Consider the following 25,241-nt stretch of genomic DNA (forward strand, 5'->3'; position numbering starts at 1 on the left):
ACTGATCGGGCGAGCTTCCCGACGGCAGACTGAACCCGGGCCTTCGTCGGCGCAGGCCGCAGCCGCGAGCTACCGTCGTAGTGTGCCCGAATCCAGCATCGTCGTGCGGCCTGAGCCGATGGACAGCGGTTCCTATACCGCGAGCTCGCGGCTGCAGGCGGCCGGATTGTCGGGGGCGATAAAGCTTTTCGAGGATGCGGCTAACACCGTCCCGCTACCAAAGCCGCCGCAACCGATCGTGATCGCCGACTACGGCGCGTCCACCGGGCACAACTCGCTGCTGCCGATCTGCGCCGCCATCGCGGTGGCACGCAAGCGGACCCGACCCGAGCACTCGATCTTGGTGGCGCATACCGATGTGGCCGAGAACGACTTCACGGTGTTGTTCCAGACGCTCGACGACGACCCCGACTCGTACCTGAAGAAGGACGCGGCGAGCTTCGCCTCGGCGATCGGCCGGTCGTTTTACACCCAGATTCTGCCGTCCAACAGTGTGAACCTGGGCTGGTCGTCGTGGGCGATCCAGTGGCTCGGTAAGGTTCCGGCGCCGGTGCCCGACCACTTACAGGTCGCCTTCAGCGGCGACGAGAACGTGAAGGCGGCCTACGCCAAACAGGCGGCATTCGACTGGCATGAGTTCGTCGCATTTCGCGGTCGCGAACTGTGCCCCGGCGGCCGACTTGTGGTGTTGACGACGGCCGTTGGCGATGACGGGGAATTCGGCCACCGGCCGTTGTTCCGCGGCATGCTCGCCGAGCTCGCCGACCTGGTGGCGCAGGGGCTGATCACCGACGACGAGGTGCGCCGCATGTGCATCCCGATGGTCTCCCGCTGTGCCACGGACTTCCTGTTACCGTTTGCACCCAAGGGTCGATTCGAGCGGCTCGAAATCGAGCACCTCGAGGTGTTCAACGCCGAGGACCGGTTCTGGTCCCAGTACCGAGTTGACCGGGACGCCAAGGCTTTCGGCGCGCAGTGGGCGGCATTCGCGAGGGCGTCGGTGTTCCCGTCGCTGGCCAGCGCGCTCGACGGCGGCCGAAGCGACCCGCGGTGTGGCGAGTTCATCGATCGATTGGAGGCCGGCGTCGCGGGGCGGATGGCCGCCGAGCCGGAGGAGATGCAGATTCCGCTGGCTCAGGTGGTGCTGTGGAAGCGGCCCAAGGCGCGCTAGCCCGCCATTCGGTCGCGAAAGGTGTTGCGGTAGCTCTGGGGCGCCACCCCGGTGAGCCGCCGGAACTGCTCCCGAAAATTGGCAGGCGAGCTGAATCCGACGTCGCGGCCGATCTTTTCGACGCCGTGGGCGGTGCTCTCCAGTAGCTGCTGAGCGTGCCGGATGCGCACCCCGGTCACCCACTGCATCGGCGTCTGGCCCGTCTCGGCCTGGAATCGGCGGTTCAGCGTGCGGACGCTCATGGCGGCGCGCTTGGCGATGTCACCGAGCGTCAGGTCACGATGCGCCTGCTGCTCGATCCATGCCAACACATCGTCGAGTTCCGTGCGTTCGGCAATATGCTTGGCGGTGGCCATGTTTCGTAGGATGAACTGCGCCTGCCCTCCGCTGCGGTGCAAGGGCGCGACCGCAAGCCGTGCGGCGTGGGCCGCCACCGCGGCACCGTAGTCACGAGCAACCATGTGCAGACACAGGTCCAGGCCTGCCGATGCGCCTGCCGATGTCAGCAGTTGGCCTTCGTCGACATAGAGAACGTCGGGATCGAGGTTCACCGCGGGGAACGTGGCGCGAAACCGGTCGGCGGCGAGCCAATGAGTGGTCGCACGTCTTCCGTCGAGCAGCCCGGCTTCGGCCAGGCTGAACGCGCCTGAACAGATCGAGGCGATTCTGGCCCCTGCGGCATACGCGGTGTCGAGCGCCCGCAGCACGGGTTCGGGCGTGGCTACGGTCACGTCGTTGCGGCCAGGAACGACGATGGTGTCGGCCTCCGCCGCGGCGTCGATGCTGTGGTCGGTCGCGATGCGCATCGGTCCCGCGGCGACGACGGGTTCGGAGCCGCAGACCAGCACGCGATATCCCGGCCCACCGGTCGGCAGCTGCACCCGGCCGAAGGTCTCGACCGCGGTACTCAAGTCGAATGCGATCGTGTCCGGCAAGGCGAGGACCGCGACGGTGTGCACGGACAGACCCTAGCAGCTGCGGTGGCAATATCATGGCGATCGTGGGCTATTTGGCCAACACGGCGTCGATCAGGTGTGGTCCTGGTTCGGCGATCGCAGCGCTGAAGTGGGTCCCGAGCTCTTCGGCCGTGATGGCGCGCTTCGCAGGAACGCCAAACCCTTCGGCGATGGCCACGAAGTCGAGGCCCGGATTGGACAGGTCGAGCAGCGACTGCGCCTTGGGGCCGCCGGCTGTCGCGCCGACGCGCTGCAACTCGAGTTGCAGGATCGCGTAGGCCCGGTTGTTGAGGATGACGACGGTGATGTCGAGTTGTTCGCGAGCCATCGTCCACAACGCCGAAATCGTGTACATCGCGCTGCCGTCGGACTGCAGCGCGATGACGGGCCGGTGTGGCGCAGCGACGGCGGCGCCGACCGCAACCGGTAGGCCCTGGCCGATCGCACCACCAGTCAGTGTGAGGACGTCGTGGGGTGGTGACGCGGCAGTCGCATCGGGTAGCAGCAGCCCACTGGTGTTGGCCTCGTCGGAGATGATCGCGTTCTCGGGCAACAGTGCGCCGATCACCGACGTCCAGTTGTCGGATCGCAGTGGCCCGCTGGGCAATTGCGGCGTGCCGGCGAGCGACTCGACAAGCTCAGGCGCGCCAAGGCCATCGGCGATCGCCTGCAGCTGTTCGGCCGCGACCGTGTGCACCTTTGCGCCACCGGGCACCAGATCCCCAGGAAGATTCGGGTACGCGAAGAAGGCCACGGGCGACCGCGCGCCGGCCAGGATCAAATGCCTTGCGCCCCTGAGCTGTTCCTGCGCCATTTCGGCGAAGTAGCCCAGGCGCGCGATATCCGGGACACCTCGACCCCGGGCCAGCCGGGCGGGAAACGTTTCGACCAGAACCCGGGAGCCTGTGGCGGCCAAGATCCGCGCGGCGGCGCGCAGCCCGGACGCGGAGGTGGCAGATCCACCAAGTAACAGAATCGCTTTCTCGCCATACGTTTTCAGCAATTCAGCGGCACCAGCGACGTCGACGTCAGCCGACTCGCGCATCCCACCCGGCCACTCACTGCGCGGGCCGAGTCTCGTCATCGCGCGGTACAGGTGCCCTTCGACTGTCCTGGCCGACATGGTCAGCTTCTCGGCGACCTCGAGCGTGGAGTAGCCCTGCGAGATGAATCGAACGATGTCCCGCTCAAGATTGCTCAGTGGCGTCGACGGAGGCGCGTCGGTTTCCACTTCGCTCCACGACAGGTCGGCTGGCAAGACCAGCGTGGAGACACACCCGAGACTGGCGGAGGCGATGGCCCGCCCAACGGTCACTGCGAGTTCAGCGGTCGAAGCGGGCCGATGCACTGTGCCGGTCAGCCAGTGTCCCAACGCGTCGATATCGGATTGCAGTGGCGCATCGAGCTTTTGGTGGTAGGTCGCATGATCGCCGACGATGTTGATCACTGGGCTACCCGCACGACGGGCGTTGTGTAGGTTCGCCAACCCGTTCGCCATCCCCGGCCCCAGATGCAGCAGGGTGGCGGCGGGCTTACCCGCGATGCGGGCATACCCGTCTGCGGCGCCCGTCACCACGCCTTCGAAGAGGCACAGCACCGCGCGCATCTGCGGAGCAGAGTCCAACGCGGCGACGAAATGCATCTCCGATGTGCCGGGATTGGCGAAGCAGACGTCGACTCCCCCGGCGATCAGTCCGTCGATCACGACATGTGCACCTGTAGTCACCCACCCCATAGTGGTCGGCGCCCCGCCCCGGCACCAGGGCATTGATCGCATCACTCACCGTGACGTCGAGGCCGACACATTTGTCGCATTGGCCACGGCCGCACTGGTGGCCACATCTCGGCGAGCAATGGCCGTCTAACCGCTAGTCGCCGTCTGTCGGCCCGCCCGACGATGAGCACATGCACGCACAGATTGTGTTGTTCGACGGGTTCGACCCGCTCGATGCCATCGCCCCGTTCGAGGTGCTGGCCGCCGGCAGCGAGGAGGTCGGCGGTGACCTGGACGTCGAACTGGTCTCGGCCGAGGGGCCGCGACCGGTGGTCAGCGGGACCCGCAGCATGGTGTTGAACGCGACGGCACAACTCGATCCGGCGAAACCTGGCTACGTGATCGTGCCCGGCGCCAGCGGTCCCATCGACGGCGATCCCGACGAGATCGATACGATTCCGGTCCTGCTGGCGCGGTTCGGTGAGACGGCCGCGGTCCCGTTGATACAGAAGGCGATCGCCAATCCCGACGTCACCGTCGCCACGGTCTGTGGAGGATCGCTCGCACTCGCGATGGCGGGACTGCTCGAGGGTCGGCATGCCGTCACTCATCACCTCGGCATGGACGTGCTGGAGGCCACCGGCGTCAACGTCGTTCATGCGCGCGTCGTAGACGACGGCGATCTGGTCACCGCGGGCGGCGTGACCTCGGGCCTGGACCTCGCATTGCATCTGCTGCGGCGAAGCTACGGCCCGCGCGTTGCGCTGGCCGTCGAGTCGTTGTTCGCCTACGAGCGAAGGGGAACGGTGTGGCGCTGACCGGCATCTGGGACGTCACGATCAAGACGCCGATCGGGTCGCTGGCCGTCGTGTACACATTCGACGAGGACGGGGCGACGGGTACGGCGACCAGCAAGGGCGAGATAGTGCCGTTGCGCGACATCGTCGTTGCGGGACAACGGGTTACCTGGCGCCAGTCGGTGACCAAGCCGATGCGGCTCAACCTCGAGTTCGATGTCGTGGTCGACGGCGACCGGCTGGCGGGCCACTCGAAGGCAGGCAGGTTGCCGCGCTCAGCGGTGACGGGTGTGCGCCGAAGATGACGACATGAGCCCCATCAGGGCCGCATTGCGTATGCGCCGTCGTAGGCCTTGACGCGCTCCCATACCCGGTTGAAGCGGTCGGCGTCGGACACCGGTTTGCGGATGGCGCCGATGGCCCAGTCCTGCTGGGCCTGCGTTGAACTCGGCTTACCGTGCAGCGCAACGGCATACGTGGAGAAGTCACGAACCTGGAAGTCGAAGATCTGATCGACGATGTCGTCATCAAGCCCGGTCAGCGCGGCCTGCTCCAGAATGAGTTGGCCGTAGACGATCAGTGAGAACAGGTGCCCGACGTTGAGCATGAAGTCAAGATCTTTCTGCTGATCCGCATCGGGGGCCGCGGTCGCGAGTAGCGTCGAAAACGCCCGAGCCTGTTCGTAGGACCGCGCGACGTTCGCGATGCCCAGGTGCTTCTGGTAGACCGGCTTCCAGTCGGCGAATTGCACCTTGCCTGCGCCGCGCGTCGGTCCTTGATTCCAGAAGAACACGTCATCGGCCGGGTCGTTGCGCGTCGGGATCTCCGGATACTCCGCGGGATTGAACATGTAGTTCGGCATGAACTTCAGCACCAGGCCGACGTTGACGTGCACGGTGCCTTCCAGTCGCGGCAGCGTGCCGATCAACTGCGAGACCTCACGGAACATCGTGTTCTTCTCATACCCCTTGGCGGCGATCACGTCGTGCAGTGCGCGCAGCACCGTCTCACCCTCCATGGTGACCTTCGCCTTGGTCATCGGGTTGAACAACAGGTAGCGTCGGTCGTCGAGGCTGGCGCTGCGGAAGTAGTCGACAGAGCGCTGACTGAACAACTTCATCGCGACCAGCCGTGCGTACGCATCGACGAAATTGGCTCGCACGTGGGAGAAGTCGGTGACCGGGTTGCCGTACAGGATGCGGTTCTGCGCATGGGTGATCGCCTCGTAGAAGGCGTGTTCGGTCATGCCGATCGTGCACGTGCACAAGTTGAACTTGCCAACGTTGACCGTATTCAGTGCTGCCGCAAAGGCTTCCACACCGGTGTGCAGGATGTCTGATTCACGCACCGGATAGTTCTCCAGCCGGAACGTGCTGACGTAGATCTGCATGTGCACAACGTTGTCGAGCAAGTGGTAGTTCTCGTGCTGGCTGTCGACGGCGAAGAACACGTACGCGTCCTGGCCCTCGACGTCGCCGCGTCGCCCGAACACCGACACCATGCTGGCGACGTTGCCGTTGCCGATGTAGTACTTCTCCCCCGAGGCGCGATACCGGATGCCGTTGGCACGGTCCTCCTCGGTGGCCGGCGTCAGCACCATGTCGGTGTTGTAGACATCGGCGCCGTGAGCCCGCTCCGACAGCCCAAAGGCCATCACCTGGCCGGCATCCAGGTCGTCAGCGGCCTTGAGCTTGGCGTCCTTGTTCTCGCTCTGCCAGATCGGTCCGAGGCCCAGGATGGTGACCTGCTCGGTGTACCAGTACGTCAGCCCGTAAAACCCGAGGATCTCCGAAAGCGCGGCGTTGCGGGCGGCATCCCAGCGTTTGTTCGGGTCGCCGTCGGCGAACTCCGACGGCGTCAGGAACGTCGCGAACAGCTTCTCGCGCCTGACGAAGTCGACGAAGTCCGCGGGCCACTGCGCAGCCAGGTCGTCGTCCAGGATGCGCTTCTTGCCCTGGCCCTCGAACCAGTCGATGGTGGCGCGCAGCAGCCGCCGCGTCTCCTCGTCGAACTGCTGCGGGTCGTAGGTGTTCGGGTCGAAGAGCAAGCCGTCGGTTCGGCGGGCAGGAGCGGAGCGACCGGGGGATGAGGTCTGCGTCATGCAGGCGAGCCTAGGGCTGCGCCGGTATCTGCGGCGCGGGAACCCACGGCAGGCCGGGGATCGTCGGGTACGGCGCGGTCGGGCTCCACACGGGCGGCTGCGACGTCGGCGGAGCTTCCGTGGTCGGCGGCGGTGCCTCCGAGGTAGGCGGCGGTGGCGGCGGCGCCTCGGTCGTCTGCGGCGGAGGCGGCGGAGCCTCGGTCGCGGTCTGCGGAGGCGGTGCCTGCTGGGTCACGGTGCGAGTCTGCGGCGCGCGCGTCTGCGGCGCGGGGGCCTGCGTCTCTGGGGGTGGTGCGGCCGCGGTGGTGGTGAGGGCCGGCGTGGTGGTGGTTGTGACGGGGCCGGTCGTCGACGCCGGCGTCGGCGTCGAGTCGCCACGCATCACGAAGAGCACCGCAGCGGCGAGCGCCGCGAGCAGCGCCAGCGCCCCGGCGACCAGCACCAGCGCAGGCTTGCGGTACCACGGAAGCGGCGCTGCATCGTGCTCATATGGCTCATGGTCGAACTGCATCTGCGGGCGCGCGTCATAGCCGCCGTCGACGGGTGCGGCGTAGTCATACGACTCAGCTGGCGCGACATCGGGGACGTCGTTGGCGTCCGACCACGCCAACGCACGAAACGTGCTCGACGCGGGTCCCGCGTCCTGCGCGCCGACCTCGGGCGCCATCGCGGTGGCCGCGCCTGCCGCGGCCGCGACGCCGGGTACCACCGCCATCGACGTCGCACCCTCCTCGACCGTGCCGCGCACCGCCCGCAGCCCGCCGCCGATCGCGGCGGCCAACTCGGGCTGCCCCGTGGTGATGACGGGCACCCGAAAGTGTTCGGACAGCGTGGTGGTGATGATCGGAATGCGCGCCCCACCACCCGCGGTCGCTACGGCGACGAGATCAGCGCCGCGAATTCCGTTGCGCTCCACGGTGTCCTGCACCACCGCGACGAATTCGGCAAGCGGCGCGCGGATCGATTCGTCGAGTTCGGTGCGGGTCAGCCGCACATCGCTGCGGTGCGCGGGCAACTCGGCCACAAGTGAGGTGACGGCCGCGGTGGACAACCGCTCCTTGGCTCCGCGGCACTGGGCCCTCAGCCGGCTCAGCGAGCCGATGGCCGAGGTGCCGGACAGATCGATGGTGCCCGCGGCCGACAGGTCGTTGATGACGTGGGTCAGCAGCGCCTGGTCGATGAGATCGCCGGACAGGTCGGTGTGGCGAACGGTCGGGCCAACAGGCGCGAAGCCGTTGGTGGCATCGACGAGCGTGATGCTGGTGCCGGTGCCCCCGAAATCGCAGAGCGCGATCACGCCGCGGGTCGGCACGCCGGGATCGTCCTGCAATGCGGTGAGCGCTGCGGAAGCATCGGAGACCAGCGGTGCCTGCTGAAACTCCGGCACCGCGGCCAGGGCGGTGCGCAGCGCGTCGACGGCCGCGGGTCGCCAATGGGCGGGGTAGGTGACCGCGACGGGTCCCGCCGGCCGCTGGCCGACGGTGTAGAGCATGGCGCGCAACGCGTCGGCGAGCACCTTGTCGGCCAGATGTGAGGAGCCGTCGGCGGCGACGATCCCGACGGGGTCGCCAACGCGGTCGACGAAGTCGGTGATGATCAGGCCGCGCTCGGTGAGGTTGGGGTTTTCGCTGGGCACGCCCACCTCGGGCGGCCTGTGCGGGTACAGCGTCACCACCGGAGACCGCGTCACCGCGGTCCGGCCCACTACCACGGCCGTCAGGTTGGTGGCGCCAACCGACAGCCCTACCCCGTCAGACATGTCACTCCGTCTCGATGAACCTTATCCGGTATTCCATCTTTACTGACGGCGCTGGCGTTACTAGCGAATGGTGCCCACACCGGGAATCAGTGGTAGATCCAGAGCTGTCACCCAGCCTGGCGAAAGATCGTTGACCGCCGGAACGGCGTTGAGCGCCCGCAGGCCGGTAGCGAGGCAGCCTGCGGCGGCGGCGTCCCGCCCCGAACCGTCGGTGAATCGGAACGCCGTCTCCTGAAAGATGCTGGGCGTGCCCTCGATGTCGACGCGATAGACATCGATGTCGGTGCCTGATGGCCAGTCCGGCGCGGCGTCGATGCCGATTCGGTTGACGTGCTCGAGCTGAATGCGGGTCTCGCCCTTATATACGCCGTTGATCGTGAACCGCACGGCCGCAACGTTTCCGGGCGCGATGATGCCCTTGGCCGACTTGCGCTCGGTGGGTGTCACCCATTTGTCCCACGTGGTGGTGATCTCGTCGAGCATGATGCCTGCCGCGTGCGCGATCATCGGAACCGTTGCGCCCCAGGCCATTATCAGGATGTCGCGGTTCTCCAGCAGCGGGCGGTATTCGGGGGGTTTGCCGATGCCCATCTCGAATTCGTAGTCGCCCTCGTAGTTGGTGTAGTCCAGCAATTCGGACGCGCGCACCTTGCGGACCTCCGAGCACAGGCCCATCAGCGTCATCGGGAACAAGTCGTTGGCGAACCCCGGGTCGATGCCGGTGGTGAAGCAGGATGACCCGCCCAGTTCACATGCCACGGTGATCGGCTCGATCCAGTTCGGCGGGTTGAGGTGCATGGTGGGCCACACCCAGGGTGTCATCGCGGTGGAGACCACGTCGATGCCGGCCCGTAGGAACCTGGTGATCAGCGCGATGTTGTCCTCGGCGTGCGCGGCGGTGGGGCCGTAATGCACCAGTGCGTCGGGTTTCAGCGCGATCAGGGCGTCCACGTCGTCGGTGGCAGCCAACCCGAGTTTGTCTCCAAGAGAACAGATTTCGCCGACATCGCGTCCGACCTTCTGCGGGTTGCTCACCCCGACACCCAGCAGTTCGAACAGCGGATGCTTGACGATCTCGGCGATCACCATCCGGCCGACGAAGCCGGTGCCCCAGACGACGACCCGCTTCTTGTCTCCTAGCTTCACGGCCTTCACCATAGGCGCGCCGGTAACCGTTGGTCGTCACACCGGGAATGTTCTTGCCGCGATCCGCCTTGAGGAAGGCATGACTACAACACTGAGTGGACGACGAGCACTGGTAACCGGCGGGTCACGCGGCATCGGGGCAGAAATCGTCCGAAGGCTGGCGTCCGACGGCGCCGCCGTGGCCTTCACGTATGGCGCCTCGGCCGCTGACGCCGAGAAGCTAGTCGCACAGATCGCCGAATCGGGCGGAACGGCCGTCGCCATCCAGGCAGACAGTGCCGACCCCGAGCAGGTTGCCCGGTCGGTCGACGACGCCGTCGCCGAGCTGGGTGGCTTGGACATCCTCGTCAACAACGCGGGCGTGGCGTACGTCGGTGACGCCGAGTCCTTCCCGCTGGAGGAGTTCGACCGATTGGTGGCCGTCAATGTTCGCGCCGTCTTCGTCGCGGTCCAGCGGGCGCTTCCTCACCTCGGCGACGGCGGCCGGATCATCAACATCGGCAGCGTCAACGCCGACCGGGTACCCGTTGCCGGCCTCGCGGTGTACGCCATGACGAAGGGCGCCGTCAAGAGCCTCACCCTGGGGCTGGCGCGCGAGCTCGGCCCGCGCGGCATCACCGTCAACAACATCCAGCCCGGCCCTATCGCCACCGACATGAACCCCGAAGAGGGCGAATTCGCTGATTGGGCAAGGCCGTTGACGTCTCTGGGACGCTACGGTCAGACCAGCGACATCGCCAGCGCGGTGAGCTATCTGGCAGGGCCGGAAGCGTCCTATGTGACCGGCGCCAACTGGAACGTCGACGGCGGTATCACCGTCTAGTTTCACAGGTTGATCGGGTCCGGCGGTGGCACGGCTTTCGTGGTGTCCCGCAGTGCGGTCTTGAATTGCATTGCGCGATAAGGCCATCCGGCGTGGGTATGCCACTGGGACACCACGACGCCGACCCCGCCCTGGATGTCGAAGCGCGAGCCCGGCAGCAGATAGCCGCCGTAGAGTTGGGCGACCCTGTTCTCGGAGTGGCCCCAACGGCTGGTGCGCCGAGGCCCGGTCAGGTTGACCACCTTGCCGGTGAGCAGCGGGACAGCAGTACCGGTGTGAGCGCTGGGGCGCCAGCGGACCACTACTGGCAGATGCGCAGCCCGGCGGGCTCGCAGTACAGCGGATACTGCTCGACCGGAATTGGCAGCGGTCCCTGGTAAGACATCGTGAACGGGATTGTGATGATCCCCGGCTGCAGTCCGCAAACGTCGTTGTGTGCGATGTTGCGGGTGCCCGTCATGGTGAGGTCGTCGAACTTGAACGTCTCGACCGTTGGCGCCCAGCTACCGTCGGGGCACTTCATCCCCTGGCTTGTGTTATAGGTCCACTCCCAAACGCCGCCGGTCAGCCGTGCGATACCGCCGGCCAGACCTGACGACGCGTCCATGTGCAGCCTGCAGGCGACCGGCAGGTTCAGCGGCTCGCGCAGGTCTCCGACGACCGGTACGCAGGACGGCCAGATCGTGTAGGTCCCGCTGTCACCCTGCTCCGGCGTGTAGGTGTAAACGCCCTGGATGACCTGATCAGCGTGGGCGGGGCCGGCGAACCCAAGGGCCGCGCACGCCACGATGACGGCTGCGGCCAGACCACGGATGATTCTCACGTCGCTGAGTATCGCAGTCTTGGTTTTACTAAGTCACGGTTTGGTGGCGCGCCGTGGTTTCGGATGCCGCTTTTTGGGGGTAGAGAGCCTTGGTGACGAAACCAGCGGTGCTGGCCGCTGTCGGGGTCGTCGTATCGCTCGTGGTTGCCCTCACCGCCTGTTCGACGGGATCCCGGGTCGATCTCGGCGGCGATTCATCCGGCAATCTCGTCGCCGCGATCGCGGGCGAGCCCGACCAACTCGACCCGCAGAAGACCAGTGCCTACTTCTCCTTCGAGGTGCTCGAGAACGTCTTCGACACGCTCGTGGCGCCCGATGCGAACCTGGAGATGCGGCCCGGACTCGCCGAGTCGTGGGACGTCAGCCCCGACCAACTGGCCTGGACATTCCATCTGCGTCGCGGCGTCACGTTTCACGACGGCAGCCCGTTCACCGCCGACGACGTCGTTTACTCGTATCGGCGCATCATTGACCAGAAGCTGGCTAATGCCGACAAGTTCAGCGCAGTCACCGGGGTCACCGCAACAGACCCGTCGACCGTGCGAATCACCTTGAAGCAGCCGACGCCGAATCTCTTGACCAACCTCGGCGGGTTCAAAGGCGTGGCGATCGTGTCGCGCCGCAACGTCGAGAGCGGCCAGATCGCAACGCATCCCGTGGGGACGGGCCCCTTCGCGTTCGCAAGCCAGAAGAGCGGCGACTCAATCACTTTGAAGGCGAGCCCGACGTATTGGGCTGGGCCGCCGAAGGTTTCGGGGGTGACGTTCCGGTTCATCTCGGAACCGTCGACGGCACTGTCGGCGCTTCAGGCCGGTGAGATCGACTGGACCGACGCCATTCCCCCGCAACGCGTCGCTGCGCTGAAGGGCGACGACTCCATCACGCTCGCAGCGACGCCGAGCAACGACTACTGGTACCTCGCGCTGAACGAGGCCCGCCCGCCGTGGAACGATGTGCGCGTCCGGCAGGCGATCGCCTACGCCATCGACCGCGACGCCATCGTCCAGGCGACGACCTACGGGACCGCTGTCGCCAATCAACTCGCGATCCCGCAGGGCAATCCCTTCTACACCCCCTACGACACCTACCGCCACGACATCGACAAAGCCAAAGGACTCCTGGCAGAAGCCCGCGTCGCGCCCAAGACCCTGGACATGCTGGTGACCACCGAGTATCCGGAAACGGTGACGGCCGCGCAGATCATCGCGGATAACCTTGCACCACTTGGTATCACCGTGAACATCCGCACTGTCGACTTCGCGACATGGCTCGACGAGCAAAACAACGGCCACTTCGACATGCTGATGATGGGCTGGCTGGGCAACATCGACCCCGACGACTTCTATTACGCCCAACACCACACCGACGGCAGCAGCAACGCGCAGAAGTTCTCCAATCGCGAGGTCGACCGACTGCTCGATGCGGGGCGCGTGGAAACCAACCGGAACGCGCGCGCCGACGACTACGCCAAGGCTGCCACGATCATCGCCGACGAGGTGAGCTACATCTACCTGTACAACCCGTCGGTGATCCAAGCCTGGACGACGCGACTGTCGGGTTACGAGGCGCGCCGCGACCGCGCGGTCCGGTTCAGCACCGCGACGCTGGCCGCCGGTGAGGCGACGTGATGGCCGTATTCACCCATCCGATCCTCCGTTTCATCGCACGGCGGCTGCTCTACTCCCTTGTCGTCCTGCTGGGTGTGCTCGTCGCGGTGTTCGCGCTCGTGCATCTCGTTCCGGGCGACCCGGTCCGCATCGCGCTGGGCACCCGCTACACCCCTGAGGCTTACCAGGCGTTGCGCTCGGCAAGCGGTCTGGACCGGCCGATCGTCGAACAGTTCTTCGGCTACATCGGGTCCGCGCTCACCGGCGATCTCGGCGTCAGTTTCCGCAACGGCGATCCCGTTACCGTCACGCTGCTCGAACGCTTGCCCGCCACGGTGTCACTCGGCGTGGCAGGCATCTTCATCGCGTTGGTGATCGCGCTGCCTGCAGGAATCTTCGCGGCGCTGCGCGAGGGCCGTGTCTCCGATGCGATCGTGCGCATCACAAGCCAGTTCGGGGTGTCGATTCCCGATTTCTGGTTGGGGATCTTGCTGATCGCGCTGTTCGCGACGACGCTGGGCTGGTTCCCCACCTCCGGATATCGTCCGCTGTTCGACGACCCGGCAGGTTGGCTGCGCCACATCGTATTGCCAGCTCTGACAGTCGGTTTGGTGGCCGCGGCGATCATGACGCGATACGTCCGGTCCGCCGTGCTGGAGGTCGCGTCGATGGGTTACGTCCGCACCGCGCGGTCGAAGGGATTGCCGCCGCGCGTCGTGACGTTCCGCCACACCGTGCGTAACGCGCTCGTCCCGGTGCTGACCATCACCGGTATCCAGCTGGCGACGATTCTCGGCGGGGTGATCGTCGTCGAGGTCGTGTTTGCCTGGCCGGGCCTCGGCCGGCTGGTGTACAACGCGGTCGCGGCACGCGATTACCCCGTGATCCAGGGCGCGGTGTTGTTGATCGCCACGCTGTTCCTCATCATCAACCTGTTCGTGGATGTGCTGTACGCGGTGGTCGATCCGAGGATCCGGTTGGCATGAGCACACTTACGGGCGAATCGACGCGCGTCGCGTCGTGGCGGCTGCTGTTGCGCAATCCGGTGACCGTCGTGAGCGCAGCCGTGTTAACCGTCGTGGTCGTCGTTGCGCTGGTTGCCAACTGGATCGCCCCCTTCGGAATCAACGACATCGACGTCCCGAACGCACTGCGATCACCTAGTGGCGAGCATTGGTTTGGCACCGACGAATTGGGCCGAGATGTGTTCTCACGAGTGTTGGTAGCGACGCAGGCATCGATGCGTGTTGCGGTCATCAGCGTCGCGTTTGCCGTCGTTGTCGGCATCACGGTCGGTGTCATCGCCGGCTACCGTGGCGGCTGGGTCGATACGGTATTCATGCGCATCGTCGACGTGATGTTCGCATTCCCTGTGCTGCTGTTGGCCCTTGCTGTCGTCGCGATCCTCGGACCGGGAACGACGACGACGATTCTGGCGATCGGTATCGTCTACACGCCGATCTTCGCGCGGGTGGCCCGCGCCAGCACGCTGAGCGTGCGCGTGGAGCCGTATGTCCAGATGTCGCGCGCGATGGGCACCGGAAACCTGTACATCCTTGCCCGCCATATCGTTCCGAATATCTCCGGGCCTCTGATCGTGCAGACGTCACTGTCGCTGGCGTTCGCGATTCTGTCCGAGGCGGCGCTCTCGTTTCTCGGGCTGGGCATCCAGCCGCCGCAGCCGTCGCTGGGCCGGATGATCTTCGATTCGCAGGGGTTCGTGACGATGGCGTGGTGGATGGCCGTGTTTCCCGGCGCGGCGATCTTCGTCATCGTGCTGGCCTTCAATTTGGTCGGCGATGGGCTGCGCGACGTGCTGGATCCCAAGCAGCGCACGATGATCGAGGCCAGGGGCAAGCGGTGACCGATCCGATACTGAGCGTGCGTGGCCTGCGGGTCGGCATTGGCGACCGTCAGATCGTCCGAGATGTCGGCTTCGACATCGATCGCGAGCAGACACTCGGAATCGTCGGCGAGTCCGGATCGGGAAAGACGATGACGGTACTTGCCGCCACGGGCTTGCTGGATGCTCCCGGCGCGGTCGTCGCGGGCAGCAGCGCCTTGGCCGACGGGACAGAACTCGTCGGCGCATCGCCTCGGCTGCTGCGCAGTGTGCACGGCGGCAGGATCGGCTTCGTCTTCCAAGACCCCGGCACGTCGCTGAATCCGTTGCTCACGTTGGAGCGCCAGATCACTGAATCGCTTGAGACACACCGGAAGATGACACGACGGCAGGCCAACACCCGCGCCCTGGAGTTGCTCAAGGCGGTCGGACTGCCGGATCCGCAGACGCGTCTGCACGCCTATCCCCACCAGTTGTCGGGCGGCCAGCGGCAGCGGGTGATGGTCGCGATCGCGCTGGCGTGCGATCCCGAACTGCTGATCGCCGACGAGCCGACCACATCGCTGGATGTGACGACACAGGCTCAGATCATCGGGTTGGTGCGGGATCTGCAGCGGGATTTCGGTACCGCGGTGGTGTGGATCAGTCACGATCTCGGCGTGATCGGTCAAGTGGCCGACGACGTAATCGTGTTGCGCGAAGGTGAAATGGTCGAGCAGGCACCGATCCTCGACGTCTTCGACCATCCGCAGCACGCGTATACCCGGGAGCTGCTGCACGCGCGCCCGCTCGTCGGCCGGTCCGGGCCTGCGCCGGTGCCCGATGATGCGCCGGTGTTGCTCCGGGTCGACGGTCTCGACGTGCAGTTCGCGGTGACGACGCTGGTTGGCAAGTCGACAGTGCATGCGGTGAAACACCTTTCGTTCGAAATCCGCCGGGGCGCCACACTGGGCCTGGTCGGCGAGTCCGGGTCGGGCAAGTCGACTGTCGCCGGCGCGCTCACGGGGCTCGTCGAGCCGGACGCGGGTACCGCGCGGTTGGACAGTGTGGACATATTCGGTGTTCGTGGGGCGGCCGCGAAGGCGCTGCGCCGCAAGATCGGTCTGGTCTTTCAGGATCCGTTCTCGTCACTGAACCCACGCATGCAGGTGCAGACGGTGATCGACGAACCGTTGCGGGTACACGGACTCGCACCCGGCAAGGGTGGTCGTCAGGCCCGGGTAAAGGAACTACTCGAACTTGTCGGTCTGCCTGCGTCATTCGCTTCCCGTTACCCGCATGAGCTGTCGGGTGGGCAGCGACAGCGTGTGAGCATCGCCCGCGCGCTGGCCGCAGAGCCGGAGCTGTTGATTCTCGACGAAGCGACTGCGTCGCTGGATGTTTCGGTGCAGGCTCATGTCCTGGACTTGTTGACGAACCTGCAACGCGAGCTCGGGTTGACGTATCTGTTCATCGGACACGATCTAGCGGTCATCCAGCAGATGAGCCACGAGGTGTTGGTGATGCGTGACGGCGAGGCGGTCGAATATCGAACCGCCGCGGAGCTGTTCGCCGACCCCGAGCACGACTACACCCGCGCGTTGTTGGCGGCAGTCCCGCCCGCGCGACCACGCGCCGCCGTTTGACGCGCCGAAGGCCCATGAGAAGGTCTTGCCATGACACAACTCGATGGCAAGGTCGCATTGGTTACCGGCGCCTCAGCGGGACTGGGTGCCGTGACCGCGCAGCTCTTCGCCGAACGGGGCGCCTCTGTTTTCGGGATCGCGCGCGACGCCGACCGGATGGCGACCGTGTTCGAAAGCGTGCCGGGTGGCGAGTACACGTCGGTGGACATCGCCGATCCGGTCGCCTGTAAGCGGGCCGTCGCCGACTGCGTCGCCGAGTTCGGGCGCGTTGACATCCTGGCCAATATCGCTGGCTTCCATCAGATGCGGCACACGCCGACGATGACCGACGAGGAGTGGGACCGCGACCTCGCGGTGAACCTGAACGGGCCGTTCTATCTGTGCCGGGCCGCGCTTCCTCACCTGCTCGAGACGGGCGGCAACATCGTCAACGTGTCGTCGATCGCCGGCGTCGAGGGCGAGGTGTATTCGGCGGGGTACTGCGCCGCCAAGCATGGACTGATCGGGCTGACGCGCGCGCTGGCGGTCGAATTCACCAAAGAGAAGCTGCGGGTGAACGCGGTGTGCCCTGGCGGCATGCCGACCGCGCAGTCCACGGAGTTTCAGGCGCCGGACAACGCCGACTGGAACCTGATCCTGCGCATCGCCTCGCCGCGCGGCTTCATGGAGACCGTCGATGTGGCCAAGGCGATCGCGTTTCTGGCGAGCGACGACGCCGCGGCCATCCATGGTGCGGTGTACCGCGTCGACAACGGCAAGGGCGCGGGCTGACGAGTCGGCCTCCTCCCCGCGAATGCGGGCAGATCGCAGATTAGCCCCAGATCGCGATCTCCCCGCAGTTTCAAAGCCTTTTGCAGGGCAGTGGGTCGCTCGACTCGTGACCCCGGTCACCCCAAGGCGTTAATCGGGTCCGTCTCACGGCTGCACGTAGTGGATTCCTGCCAACGGTCAACCAATTACTGCCATCGGAATTAAACCCCTGACCTGGTCTGTTCTACCCATCAGACCGGCGGAGACAACCTCCCCGGCGGCACCAGAAGCCAACGAACCGCGACCGTCACGCCGCGGCGAGCGGACAAGAGAAGGACAGAACAATGAAGAAGCTCGGATTTGCCACCATCATCGCAAGCGGCCTGACCGCAGCGGTCCTCGGTCTGGCAGGCCCGGCGTCGGCCGACGCCGGCCACCATGATTGGGTCCATGACGTCCAACCGACGGTAAGCGTCCCCCAGGTCGACACCAGCGTGCAGCAGAGCCGCTAACCCAACATACGAAGAGGGGCACCCATTTCGGGTGCCCCTCTTTCGTTGTGTGCTCTGTTTAGTGCTGTGGCCGACGGCGTCCGAGGAACAGTACGAGGCCGATCGCACCGAAGCCCAGCGCCACTGTCACCCCTGCAGCGACATACAGGAAGATGTCGCGTCCAGTCATGCCGGACGGTGACTCATCGGAGGCCAGCCGCAGCTGGTAGTCGCCCGGTAGCGGTGCTTCCTGCGGGGCGTCCAGACCCGGGAACTGCTGGGTCCTGTGCACCTCGAATTGCCGCTCGCCACTTGCTGTCTGCGTCCATTCACCCCACGCGGGAGTCGCGCCGTCGAGCAATACCTTGCGCTCTCCGAATTGGGGGTCGTCGCCGACGTCGATGATGCGCCGCACGCGGAACGGCTCATACCGGGCGTGCGAGTAGTTCACGAACACCGGGACGTTGTCGTAGCGCAACACCGGAGGCGGAGGCGGCGGCAGCGGAAGCCCGACCGCCGGGACGTAGCCGCCACCGAAGAACGAGCCGACCGCCACGTTGAGGGCCGTGTTCACTGCAGCGTTGACGATGTTGGCCGCGGTGTCGACGACGGCAGTGAAGCTGTAGGCCGCGAACTGCGCCACCTCGAGGACGGCCCGTGCCAGCGGCGGGATCCAGATGATCCGCGGAGCGTTCTCGTACATGTACACAATCCGAACGCGCTCGTGATACGGGTTCAGGATGATCGGCCGGTAATACTCGTCGTACTGCACCCAATCCGGCCTCCACTGACGGATCGGACGATCGAACACGCGGTCGCTGGCCAGTCGGGCATCAACCTTCGCGCTCGCGCTGGCGTCGACACCGAGCGGTCCCTTCTTGCCGAGATCAAGTCCGATCGAGCTCGCGATCGAATCAACATCTTGCTTCGGCGCCGGATCTGCTTTCACCTCAACAGGTTTGGCGTTCTTGGCGACCTCGATATCCGCTTTGGGCGCATCCAGTGTCTGCGGTTCCGACATCTGGATGACCTTCGCGGCCTGCGTGACCGAGACGGTGGGTTCGCCCGATGTTCCGGTGGCGGGCGAGTTCTGGGCCGCGCTCACCTTCGGCTCGCTCCCAGCGGTAGCGGACTCGCTGGACGGCGAGGCTGACGCGCTGGACGGCGACGATGCCGTGCTACCCGTCGACGGCAGGTCCGCGGTTGCCGAGTTCGGTGGCACCAGCGCGGCCGACGGCGGCACGGAGCCAACCGACGCCGTTGCAGAGGCGCTCGCGGTCGCGGACGGCGAGGACGCCGGCGCCTGCGTGGCGGGGCTCGGTGACGCCGCGGGCGAGGTCACCGTGGGCGTGTCAGAGCTCGGGGCGACAGCGCGCGGCGCCTGCGACTCGACCTTCGTCACAGTCGGAGCCGACGTGGCGGTCGGCGAGGCGGGCGCGACTGCCGTCACGACGGGGGCGGTAGTCATCTGTGTGACGGGAGCCGGTGCGACCGGTTCGATCGCCTGCTGCGTCTGCGGCGTCTGCTGCTGCGTCTGCGGTGCCGGCTCGACGGGTGCGGCGGGCGCAACGGCCGGCGCTTTCGGTGGCGCCTGCGGTGCGGGAGCTTGAGTCTCTTCCGCGACCGGCGACTTCGGCTCCGGCGCCGCAGCGGTCGTCGTGATGACCGGATCGGTGTCCGGCTTCGCGAACGCCGGCGCGACACCTCCAGTGAGGGCTGTGAGGGAGATCACGACTCCCGTCGCCAAAACAGCGACAACGCCTCGCTTAGAGCAGATTTCAAGCGGTGCACTCATCTGTGCATCGACTCCTCTACTAACGGCGAGTGGCGGATTGCTCCGTCACTGCAGCCATGCGCAGCCATCTCCCCCAACGCTGGGCCCGGTCCAGCAGTTGCCGCGGTCTGCTAATTCATCGCTGGTTTGCCGGAACTGTTACAACGACTGGCGCATCATTGAAGGACCGGCCAGCGGGTCAGGAGGACCGCTATGTCACTCAAGTTCGGCAGGGCCGCCGCGGCGCTGATGGCCCTCTCGGTCGCCTGCCCACCCGTCGCGGCTGCCGAGCCGGTGTGGCCGGTGGCCGGTGCCGAGGACGCCCGTGCCACCGTCGACGACCTGCAAGCCCAGGGATACGACGTCCAGATCAACTGGGTGAGCGGTGTGCCTTCTGTGCCGCTGCACTGGTGCAAGGTCACGGCCATTCACAACCCCAACCACTCACCGCCTACCGGCGACACGTTGGACACGGTCTACGTCGACGTTTCGTGTCCAAATCCCGATGACGACGACTGGGGCGGCATCGGCGTGGGAATCGGTTTCTGACGCCGCTCAGATCCTGGTCAACGTGATGAAGATCGGCTGGGAGTAGCCGGGCGCGAGTCCCCATCTGCATCCCGCAGCCGGAATCGTGGTCAGCATCGTGCCATTGTCTTGCGCAGCGTCGACGTAAAAGGTGACCTTTCCGGGAAGCACGCCGTCGTTGTTGCATTTCGTTCCGTCAGGCAGATCCGCGACGAATCTCCACACTCCGCCAAACGGGTGAGCATCCGCGGACCAGCCGTTGCTGTCCGAGACGCGGGCGCAGCCCGGGCCGCACGAGGTGACCACCCAGGTGGAATTCAACCCCGGTCCGTTGGGGATGAAGGTGCCGCTGAAGCCGTCAGCGTGGGCCGGTCCGGCGAGACCGAGGGCACCTCCGGCGAGTAGGGCGGCTGCTGCAAGACCACGTGTGACGTTCATCCTGCCCTCCGGTTCGCTGGCGGCGTAGCCCCATTATTTGCCAGCGGGACCGATTCGGTGGCCCGATTGGCTCCAACCCAAAACCGCATGCCACCAACGGGGTACAGACGAGAGCGTCAAATGCGATCGTCGCGCCGACGATTGCTGTGGCCGCGAGCGGCGTCCCCCGCGTTCGCCGCTCGCGGCCGAGCTGTTGATAGCGAAAAGCATCGCGCTGACAGCCCACTCGCGCACGCGTAGTCGGCTACTCGAATTTCCAGACTCAGTACGGTGGGCACATGAAATACCTCGACGTCGACGGAATCGGGCGAGTCAGTCGGATCGGTGTGGGCACCTGGCAGTTCGGCTCGCGCGAGTGGGGATACGGAGACAACTACTCCACGGGTGTTGCCCGCGATATCGTTCAGCGGGCGCTGGCGTTGGGGGTGACCCTGTTCGATACCGCCGAGATATATGCGATGGGCACCAGTGAGCGCATCCTCGGCGACGCGCTCGGTGACCAACGCTCCTCAGTTGCCTTGGCCAGCAAGATCTTTCCGGTCGCGCCGTTTCCACCGGTGATCAAACAGCGCGAACGGGCCAGCGCGCGGCGGTTACAGGTCGACCGCATCCCGCTCTATCAAATCCACCAGCCCAACCCCGTGGTCCCCGACTCGGTGATCATGCCCGGGATGCGCAGCCTGCTGGACAGCGGCGACATCGGCGCGGCCGGCGTCTCGAACTATTCGCTCGAGCGTTGGAAGAAGGCCGACGCCGCGCTCGGGCGCCCGGTGATCAGCAACCAAGTGCAGTTCTCGCTGGCCAGGCCCAGCGCGCTCGAAGACCTCGTGCCGTTCGCCGAACGGGAGAACCGCATCGTGATCGCCTACAGCCCGCTGGCGCAGGGCCTGCTCGGCGGCAAGTACGGGGTCGACAACCGGCCCGGCGGCGTGCGGGCGGCCAACCAGCTGTTCGGCACCGAGAATCTGCGTCGGGTCGAACCCCTGCTGCAGACGCTGCGTGAGGTCGCGGCAGAGGCGCACGCCAAACCCGCGCAGGTCGCGCTGGCATGGCTGATCAGCCTGCCCAACGTCGTCGCGATCCCCGGAGCGTCCAGTGTGGAACAACTCGAGTTCAACGTCGCCGCCGCCGATATCGAGCTGAGCTCCGAGTCGCAGGATGCGCTCACCGCGGCCGCCAGGGCGTTCCGGCCGGTGTCGACCGGCCGCTATTTGAACGAACGGGTGCGCGAGAAGCTCGGCCGTTAGTTGGGATCGGTAGCGCCGGGGGCCGAGTCAACTTGCCGCATGAACAACAACAACAAGGTGGCAGTGACCGTCCTCGCGGTGGTCGTCGGTCTGTTCGCTCTGTCGATGGTGATGCGGTTCGTCATGCTGAGCGAGTACGGCATATCGGGCAGCTGGATGTACTTCGGAGTGCCCTTTGGTGGGATCGGTTTGGTTGTCCTGCTGCTCCGACTCGGACTGTTCAACTTTGGCGAGCGGTCGGTCCGCCCGATGCAGCCCTGGCACCACAACATCGGTGCGCAGACACCGCCGCCCCCGGCGCCTTCGGTGCCCGCCGCGCCGGTTTCTCAACGCCTGCAGGAGCTTGACGGCATGCACGCCAGCGGCGCGATATCGGACTCCGAATACAGCGCCAAGCGTCAACAGATCATCTACAGCATCTGACGCCTTACCTGCCGGTGCGCTCGCGATGCTTGCACCCCGGCCAGCAGCAGGGTCGGCGCATGCCCTCCTCTAGTTCCTCATGAGTCCGGCGAATACGCCGCTCCCGGGTCGCCTGCTGCTTGGCGTCCTCGACCCAGCAGATGAACTCGTTGCGCGCCAACGGCGTGATGTCTTTCCAGGCGGCGAGCGCCGCGGCGTTGGCGATCAACGACTTGCGCAGGTCATCGGGCAGCTTATGCACCACCCCACCAGGCACTCGTTGGCTGCTCATTAGGTTAGATTAGCTGCGTATCGGACCGAGAGAGCCCACGGCCGCGCGGAGAGTTCTGGTAAGACTGAGGACCTGGTGAGTGCCCCAACGATCGACCCCGTCGCGCCGGGCCAGCATCCGCAGAGGTCCGGAATCGCCAAATGGATACGCCGCCTAGCGGTCCCAATCATCCTTGGCTGGATCGCGGTCATCGCGGTGCTGAACCTGGCCGTGCCGCAACTCGAAGTCGTCGGCGAGATGCGGTCGGTGTCGATGTCACCGAAAGAGGCGCCGTCGGTTGCCGCGATGATGCGCATCGGCAAGGTCTTCGAGGAGTTCGATTCCGACAGTTCGGCAATGATCGTGCTGGAGGGCGACAAACCGCTCGGCGAGGATGCGCACCGGTTCTACGACGACATGGTCGCCAAGCTGCGGGCCGACACCAAACACGTCCAACATATTCAGGACTTCTGGGGCGACCCGCTGACACGAGCCGGCGCGCAGAGCGACGACGGCAAGGCCGCGTACGTGCAGGTGTACCTCGCGGGCAACATGGGCGAGGCTCTCGGCAACGAATCAGTCAATGCGGTCCACAAACTCGTCGACAGCTTGACTCCGCCGGCCGGGGTCAAGGCCTTCGTCACCGGAGGACCGGCGCTACAGGCCGACCAAGAGGCCGCGGGCAACAAGAGCGTCCGAACGATCGAGATCGTCACCGTCGTCGTCATCATCACGATGCTGCTGTTCTTCTATCGCTCCATCTTCACGGTTGTGCTCGTGTTGCTGATGCTGATGCTGGGGTTGTCGGTGACCCGTGGCGTGGTGGCGTTTCTCGGCTACCACGAGCTGATCGGGTTATCGACGTTCGCGACTCAGCTTCTGGTCACCCTCGCCATCGCGGCGTCGACCGACTATGCGATCTTCCTGATCGGGCGCTACCAGGAGGCCCGCACGGTCGGAGAGGACCGAGAGTCGGCCTTCCACACCATGTTCCGCGGCACCGCGCACGTCGTGTTGGGGTCGGGTATGACGATTGCCGGAGCGACGTTCTGCCTGTCGTTCACCCGGTTGCCCTATTTCCAGACGTTGGGCGTGCCGCTGGCCGTCGGCATGGTCGTCGCGGTGCTTGTGGCGCTGACTCTTGGACCCGCGATGATCACCGTCGCGAGCCGCTTCGGCCTACTAGAGCCCAAGCGCGCCATGCGAATTCGGTTCTGGCGACGCATCGGTGCCGCGATCGTGCGGTGGCCGGGCTTCATCCTACTTGCGTCGGTGGTTCTCGCATTGGTCGGTTTGCTGACGCTGCCGGGCTACGAGCCGAGCTACAACGACCGGAAATACCTTCCGGCCGACTTGCCTGCGAACGAGGGATTCGCCGCGGCCGAACGGCACTTCCCGGTCGCCCGGATGAACCCCGAGATGCTACTCGTCGAAACCGATCACGACCTTCGCAATTCGGCCGATTTCCTGGTTATCGAACGGATCACCAAGTATGTGACCAAGGTTCCCGGCATCGGACGGGTGCAGTCGATCACGCGTCCTGACGGTAAGCCGCTGAAGTTCAGCACGATTCCGGCTCAGATGAGCATGAGCGGCACGTTCCAGGAAATGAACCGCGACTACATGAACAACGTGATGGCCCTGATGAAGGTGCAGGCCAACGACATGCAGAGAACCGTCGACACCATGGATCGGATGATCGTGTTGATGGAACAGATGGCCGCAACGACGCACAGCATGGTGGGCAAGTCCAATCAGATGGCGGTCGATGTCGCCGAATTGCGGGATCACATCTCCGATTTCGACGACTTCTTCCGGCCGATCCGCAATTACTTGTACTGGGAACCGCACTGCTACGACATCCCGATCTGTTGGTCGCTGCGGTCGACGTTCGACGCGTTGGACGGTGTCGACACCATGACCGACGACTTCCAGAGTCTGCTGCCGGACTTGAACAAACTCGATGCCCTTATGCCGCAAATGATTGCGACGATGCCGCCGACGATCGAGACGATGCGCAACGCGCGCGACATGATGCTGAGCATGCAGTCGAGTCAATCCAGTCAGCAGGATCAGCAGCATGCGATGAGCGAAAATCAGTCCGCGATGGGCGATGCGTTCAACGACTCCCACAACGACGACACCTTCTACCTGCCGCCAGAAATCTTCGACAACAAAGACTTCAAACGCGGCATGGACAACTTCATCTCCCCCAACGGGCACGCGGTGCGGTTCATCATCTCCCACGAGGAAGATCCACTGTCCGCCGATGGCATCAAGCGCATCGACGCGATCAAGAACGCCACTTTCGAAGCGATCAAGGGGACACCGCTGGAGGGATCCAGGGTCTTCATCGGCGGCACCGCCTCGACGTTCAAGGACATGGAAGACGGCAACAAGTACGACCTGATGATCGCCGGCGTTGCTGCGCTGACGATGATCTTCATCATCATGCTGCTCATCACGCGCAGTGTTGTGGCATCAGCCGTCATCGTGGGCACCGTGGTGCTATCGCTCGGCGCCTCATTCGGCCTGTCAGTCCTGTTCTGGCAGCACCTGCTTGGGACCCAACTGCAATTCATGGTGATGGCGATGGCGGTCATCATCCTGTTGGCGGTCGGCGCGGACTACAACCTGTTGTTGGTCGCGCGCATGAAGGAGGAACTTCCCGCCGGCATCAACACCGGGATCATTCGGGCGATGGGCGGCAGCGGATCCGTCGTGACGGCCGCCGGGCTGGTGTTCGCGTTCACCATGATGTCGATGTCGGTCAGCGCGATGGTCGTGGTCGCCCAGATCGGCACGACCATCGGGTTGGGTTTGTTGTTCGACACCTTGGTGATTCGCGCCTTCATGACGCCGTCGATTGCGGCGTTGCTTGGCCGATGGTTCTGGTGGCCGCAGGTCGTGCGGGCCAGACCCGCGCCGACACGAGAACGAGTCCGGGTGCGGTAACGCCGCCCACATACGACTCG

24 protein-coding genes and 1 pseudogene are annotated in these 25,241 nt (G+C 65.4%); 15 read left to right on the plus strand and 10 right to left on the minus strand.

Features of this window, described 5'->3' with window-relative positions; all coding sequences use genetic code 11:
• Positions 1-82 precede the first annotated feature (82 nt).
• Positions 83-1,171 (plus strand): SAM-dependent methyltransferase, encoded by a 1,089-nt coding sequence (locus MYCSM_RS19270; RefSeq protein WP_041312411.1) that lies wholly within the window; start codon positions 83-85, stop codon positions 1,169-1,171.
• Here the strand turns inward: MYCSM_RS19270 and MYCSM_RS19275 are convergent.
• Together MYCSM_RS19275 and MYCSM_RS19280 are read right to left on the minus strand one after the other, a co-directional pair.
• Entirely contained in the window at positions 1,168-2,130 is a 963-nt protein-coding gene (locus MYCSM_RS19275; protein WP_015307837.1) for a GlxA family transcriptional regulator, read from the minus strand. The two genes, MYCSM_RS19270 and MYCSM_RS19275, sit on opposite strands and share 4 nt — an antisense overlap.
• Before the next feature lie 46 nt (positions 2,131-2,176).
• The gene (locus MYCSM_RS19280; protein WP_015307838.1) at positions 2,177-3,862 is read right to left on the minus strand and encodes an acetolactate synthase large subunit; all 1,686 of its coding nucleotides are present in this window, start codon (positions 3,860-3,862) and stop codon (positions 2,177-2,179) included.
• A gap of 170 nt (positions 3,863-4,032) precedes the next feature.
• Between MYCSM_RS19280 and MYCSM_RS19285 the strand changes: the two genes are divergently transcribed.
• Positions 4,033-4,659, plus strand: a complete 627-nt coding sequence (locus tag MYCSM_RS19285; protein WP_015307839.1) for a DJ-1/PfpI family protein — start codon at positions 4,033-4,035, stop codon at positions 4,657-4,659.
• Positions 4,650-4,943, plus strand: a complete 294-nt coding sequence (locus MYCSM_RS19290) for a hypothetical protein (protein ID WP_015307840.1) — start codon at positions 4,650-4,652, stop codon at positions 4,941-4,943. Before MYCSM_RS19285 ends, MYCSM_RS19290 begins: the two co-directional genes overlap by 10 nt.
• A gap of 14 nt (positions 4,944-4,957) precedes the next feature.
• Here MYCSM_RS19290 and MYCSM_RS19295 read toward each other — a convergent pair whose 3' ends face one another.
• From MYCSM_RS19295 to MYCSM_RS19305, 3 genes are read right to left on the minus strand one after another with little or no spacing between them, the layout of a single operon-like run.
• Positions 4,958-6,739, minus strand: a complete 1,782-nt coding sequence (locus MYCSM_RS19295; protein ID WP_015307841.1) for an acyl-CoA dehydrogenase family protein — start codon at positions 6,737-6,739, stop codon at positions 4,958-4,960.
• 10 nt (positions 6,740-6,749) lie between these two features.
• The gene (locus MYCSM_RS19300) at positions 6,750-8,498 is read right to left on the minus strand and encodes an Hsp70 family protein (protein WP_015307842.1); all 1,749 of its coding nucleotides are present in this window, start codon (positions 8,496-8,498) and stop codon (positions 6,750-6,752) included.
• A 60-nt stretch (positions 8,499-8,558) separates the two neighbouring features.
• The gene (locus tag MYCSM_RS19305; RefSeq protein ID WP_015307843.1) at positions 8,559-9,656 is read right to left on the minus strand and encodes an NAD(P)H-dependent amine dehydrogenase family protein; all 1,098 of its coding nucleotides are present in this window, start codon (positions 9,654-9,656) and stop codon (positions 8,559-8,561) included.
• Positions 9,657-9,723: 67 nt separating this feature from the next.
• Here MYCSM_RS19305 and MYCSM_RS19310 point away from each other — a divergent pair, with 67 nt between their 5' ends.
• The gene (locus MYCSM_RS19310) at positions 9,724-10,467 is read left to right on the plus strand and encodes a 3-oxoacyl-ACP reductase family protein (protein WP_015307844.1); all 744 of its coding nucleotides are present in this window, start codon (positions 9,724-9,726) and stop codon (positions 10,465-10,467) included.
• 2 nt (positions 10,468-10,469) lie between these two features.
• Here the strand turns inward: MYCSM_RS19310 and MYCSM_RS36095 are convergent.
• Positions 10,470-10,667 (minus strand): annotated as a pseudogene (locus MYCSM_RS36095) (DUF4185 domain-containing protein); the annotation flags it as partial.
• A 101-nt stretch (positions 10,668-10,768) separates the two neighbouring features.
• Entirely contained in the window at positions 10,769-11,290 is a 522-nt protein-coding gene (locus MYCSM_RS19320) for a hypothetical protein (protein WP_015307845.1), read from the minus strand.
• Between the two features lie 92 nt (positions 11,291-11,382).
• On the opposite strand from MYCSM_RS19320, the gene MYCSM_RS19325 reads away from it, so the two are divergent.
• The 6 genes from MYCSM_RS19325 (at position 11,383) to MYCSM_RS37865 (ending at position 17,627) form a co-directional block, all read left to right on the plus strand.
• On the plus strand, positions 11,383-12,918 hold the full coding sequence (locus MYCSM_RS19325) for an ABC transporter substrate-binding protein (protein WP_015307846.1): 1,536 nt from the start codon (positions 11,383-11,385) through the stop codon (positions 12,916-12,918).
• Positions 12,918-13,883: an ABC transporter permease gene (locus MYCSM_RS19330; protein ID WP_015307847.1), complete on the plus strand. Its 966-nt coding sequence runs from the start codon at positions 12,918-12,920 to the stop codon at positions 13,881-13,883. Before MYCSM_RS19325 ends, MYCSM_RS19330 begins: the two co-directional genes overlap by 1 nt.
• The gene (locus MYCSM_RS19335) at positions 13,880-14,761 is read left to right on the plus strand and encodes an ABC transporter permease (protein ID WP_015307848.1); all 882 of its coding nucleotides are present in this window, start codon (positions 13,880-13,882) and stop codon (positions 14,759-14,761) included. The genes MYCSM_RS19330 and MYCSM_RS19335 overlap by 4 nt, the downstream gene beginning before the upstream one ends.
• Positions 14,758-16,365, plus strand: coding sequence for an ABC transporter ATP-binding protein (locus tag MYCSM_RS19340; protein ID WP_015307849.1), 1,608 nt, complete (start codon positions 14,758-14,760; stop codon positions 16,363-16,365). Before MYCSM_RS19335 ends, MYCSM_RS19340 begins: the two co-directional genes overlap by 4 nt.
• 30 nt (positions 16,366-16,395) lie before the next feature.
• Positions 16,396-17,136 (plus strand): SDR family NAD(P)-dependent oxidoreductase, encoded by a 741-nt coding sequence (locus MYCSM_RS19345; protein ID WP_015307850.1) that lies wholly within the window; start codon positions 16,396-16,398, stop codon positions 17,134-17,136.
• 323 nt (positions 17,137-17,459) lie between these two features.
• Entirely contained in the window at positions 17,460-17,627 is a 168-nt protein-coding gene (locus tag MYCSM_RS37865) for a hypothetical protein (protein WP_015307851.1), read from the plus strand.
• A 58-nt stretch (positions 17,628-17,685) separates the two neighbouring features.
• On the opposite strand, the gene MYCSM_RS38310 is transcribed toward MYCSM_RS37865, so the two are convergent.
• Positions 17,686-18,627 carry a hypothetical protein gene (locus MYCSM_RS38310; RefSeq protein WP_157681356.1) on the minus strand — a complete coding sequence of 314 codons (942 nt, stop codon included), beginning with the start codon at positions 18,625-18,627 and terminating at the stop codon, positions 17,686-17,688.
• A gap of 4 nt (positions 18,628-18,631) precedes the next feature.
• On the opposite strand from MYCSM_RS38310, the gene MYCSM_RS38315 reads away from it, so the two are divergent.
• Positions 18,632-19,216 (plus strand): hypothetical protein, encoded by a 585-nt coding sequence (locus MYCSM_RS38315; protein ID WP_041312417.1) that lies wholly within the window; start codon positions 18,632-18,634, stop codon positions 19,214-19,216.
• Between the two features lie 377 nt (positions 19,217-19,593).
• The gene (locus MYCSM_RS19360; RefSeq protein ID WP_015307853.1) at positions 19,594-19,929 is read left to right on the plus strand and encodes a hypothetical protein; all 336 of its coding nucleotides are present in this window, start codon (positions 19,594-19,596) and stop codon (positions 19,927-19,929) included.
• A gap of 6 nt (positions 19,930-19,935) precedes the next feature.
• Here the strand turns inward: MYCSM_RS19360 and MYCSM_RS19365 are convergent, their stop codons facing one another.
• Positions 19,936-20,346 (minus strand): hypothetical protein, encoded by a 411-nt coding sequence (locus MYCSM_RS19365; protein WP_015307854.1) that lies wholly within the window; start codon positions 20,344-20,346, stop codon positions 19,936-19,938.
• Positions 20,347-20,624: 278 nt separating this feature from the next.
• Here MYCSM_RS19365 and MYCSM_RS19370 point away from each other — a divergent pair, with 278 nt between their 5' ends.
• Together MYCSM_RS19370 and MYCSM_RS19375 are read left to right on the plus strand one after the other, a co-directional pair.
• Complete coding sequence (locus MYCSM_RS19370) at positions 20,625-21,593, plus strand: aldo/keto reductase (protein WP_015307855.1); 969 nt, start codon at positions 20,625-20,627, stop codon at positions 21,591-21,593.
• A gap of 39 nt (positions 21,594-21,632) precedes the next feature.
• Entirely contained in the window at positions 21,633-22,016 is a 384-nt protein-coding gene (locus tag MYCSM_RS19375) for an SHOCT domain-containing protein (protein WP_015307856.1), read from the plus strand.
• Between the two features lie 4 nt (positions 22,017-22,020).
• On the opposite strand, the gene MYCSM_RS19380 is transcribed toward MYCSM_RS19375, so the two are convergent.
• The gene (locus MYCSM_RS19380) at positions 22,021-22,287 is read right to left on the minus strand and encodes a YdeI/OmpD-associated family protein (RefSeq protein ID WP_015307857.1); all 267 of its coding nucleotides are present in this window, start codon (positions 22,285-22,287) and stop codon (positions 22,021-22,023) included.
• A 75-nt stretch (positions 22,288-22,362) separates the two neighbouring features.
• Between MYCSM_RS19380 and MYCSM_RS19385 the strand changes: the two genes are divergently transcribed.
• Entirely contained in the window at positions 22,363-25,221 is a 2,859-nt protein-coding gene (locus MYCSM_RS19385; protein ID WP_015307858.1) for an MMPL/RND family transporter, read from the plus strand.
• The last annotated feature ends 20 nt before the right edge of the window (positions 25,222-25,241 follow it).

The sequence above is a fragment of the Mycobacterium sp. JS623 genome (assembly GCF_000328565.1).
In the GTDB taxonomy this organism is placed as follows: domain Bacteria; phylum Actinomycetota; class Actinomycetes; order Mycobacteriales; family Mycobacteriaceae; genus Mycobacterium.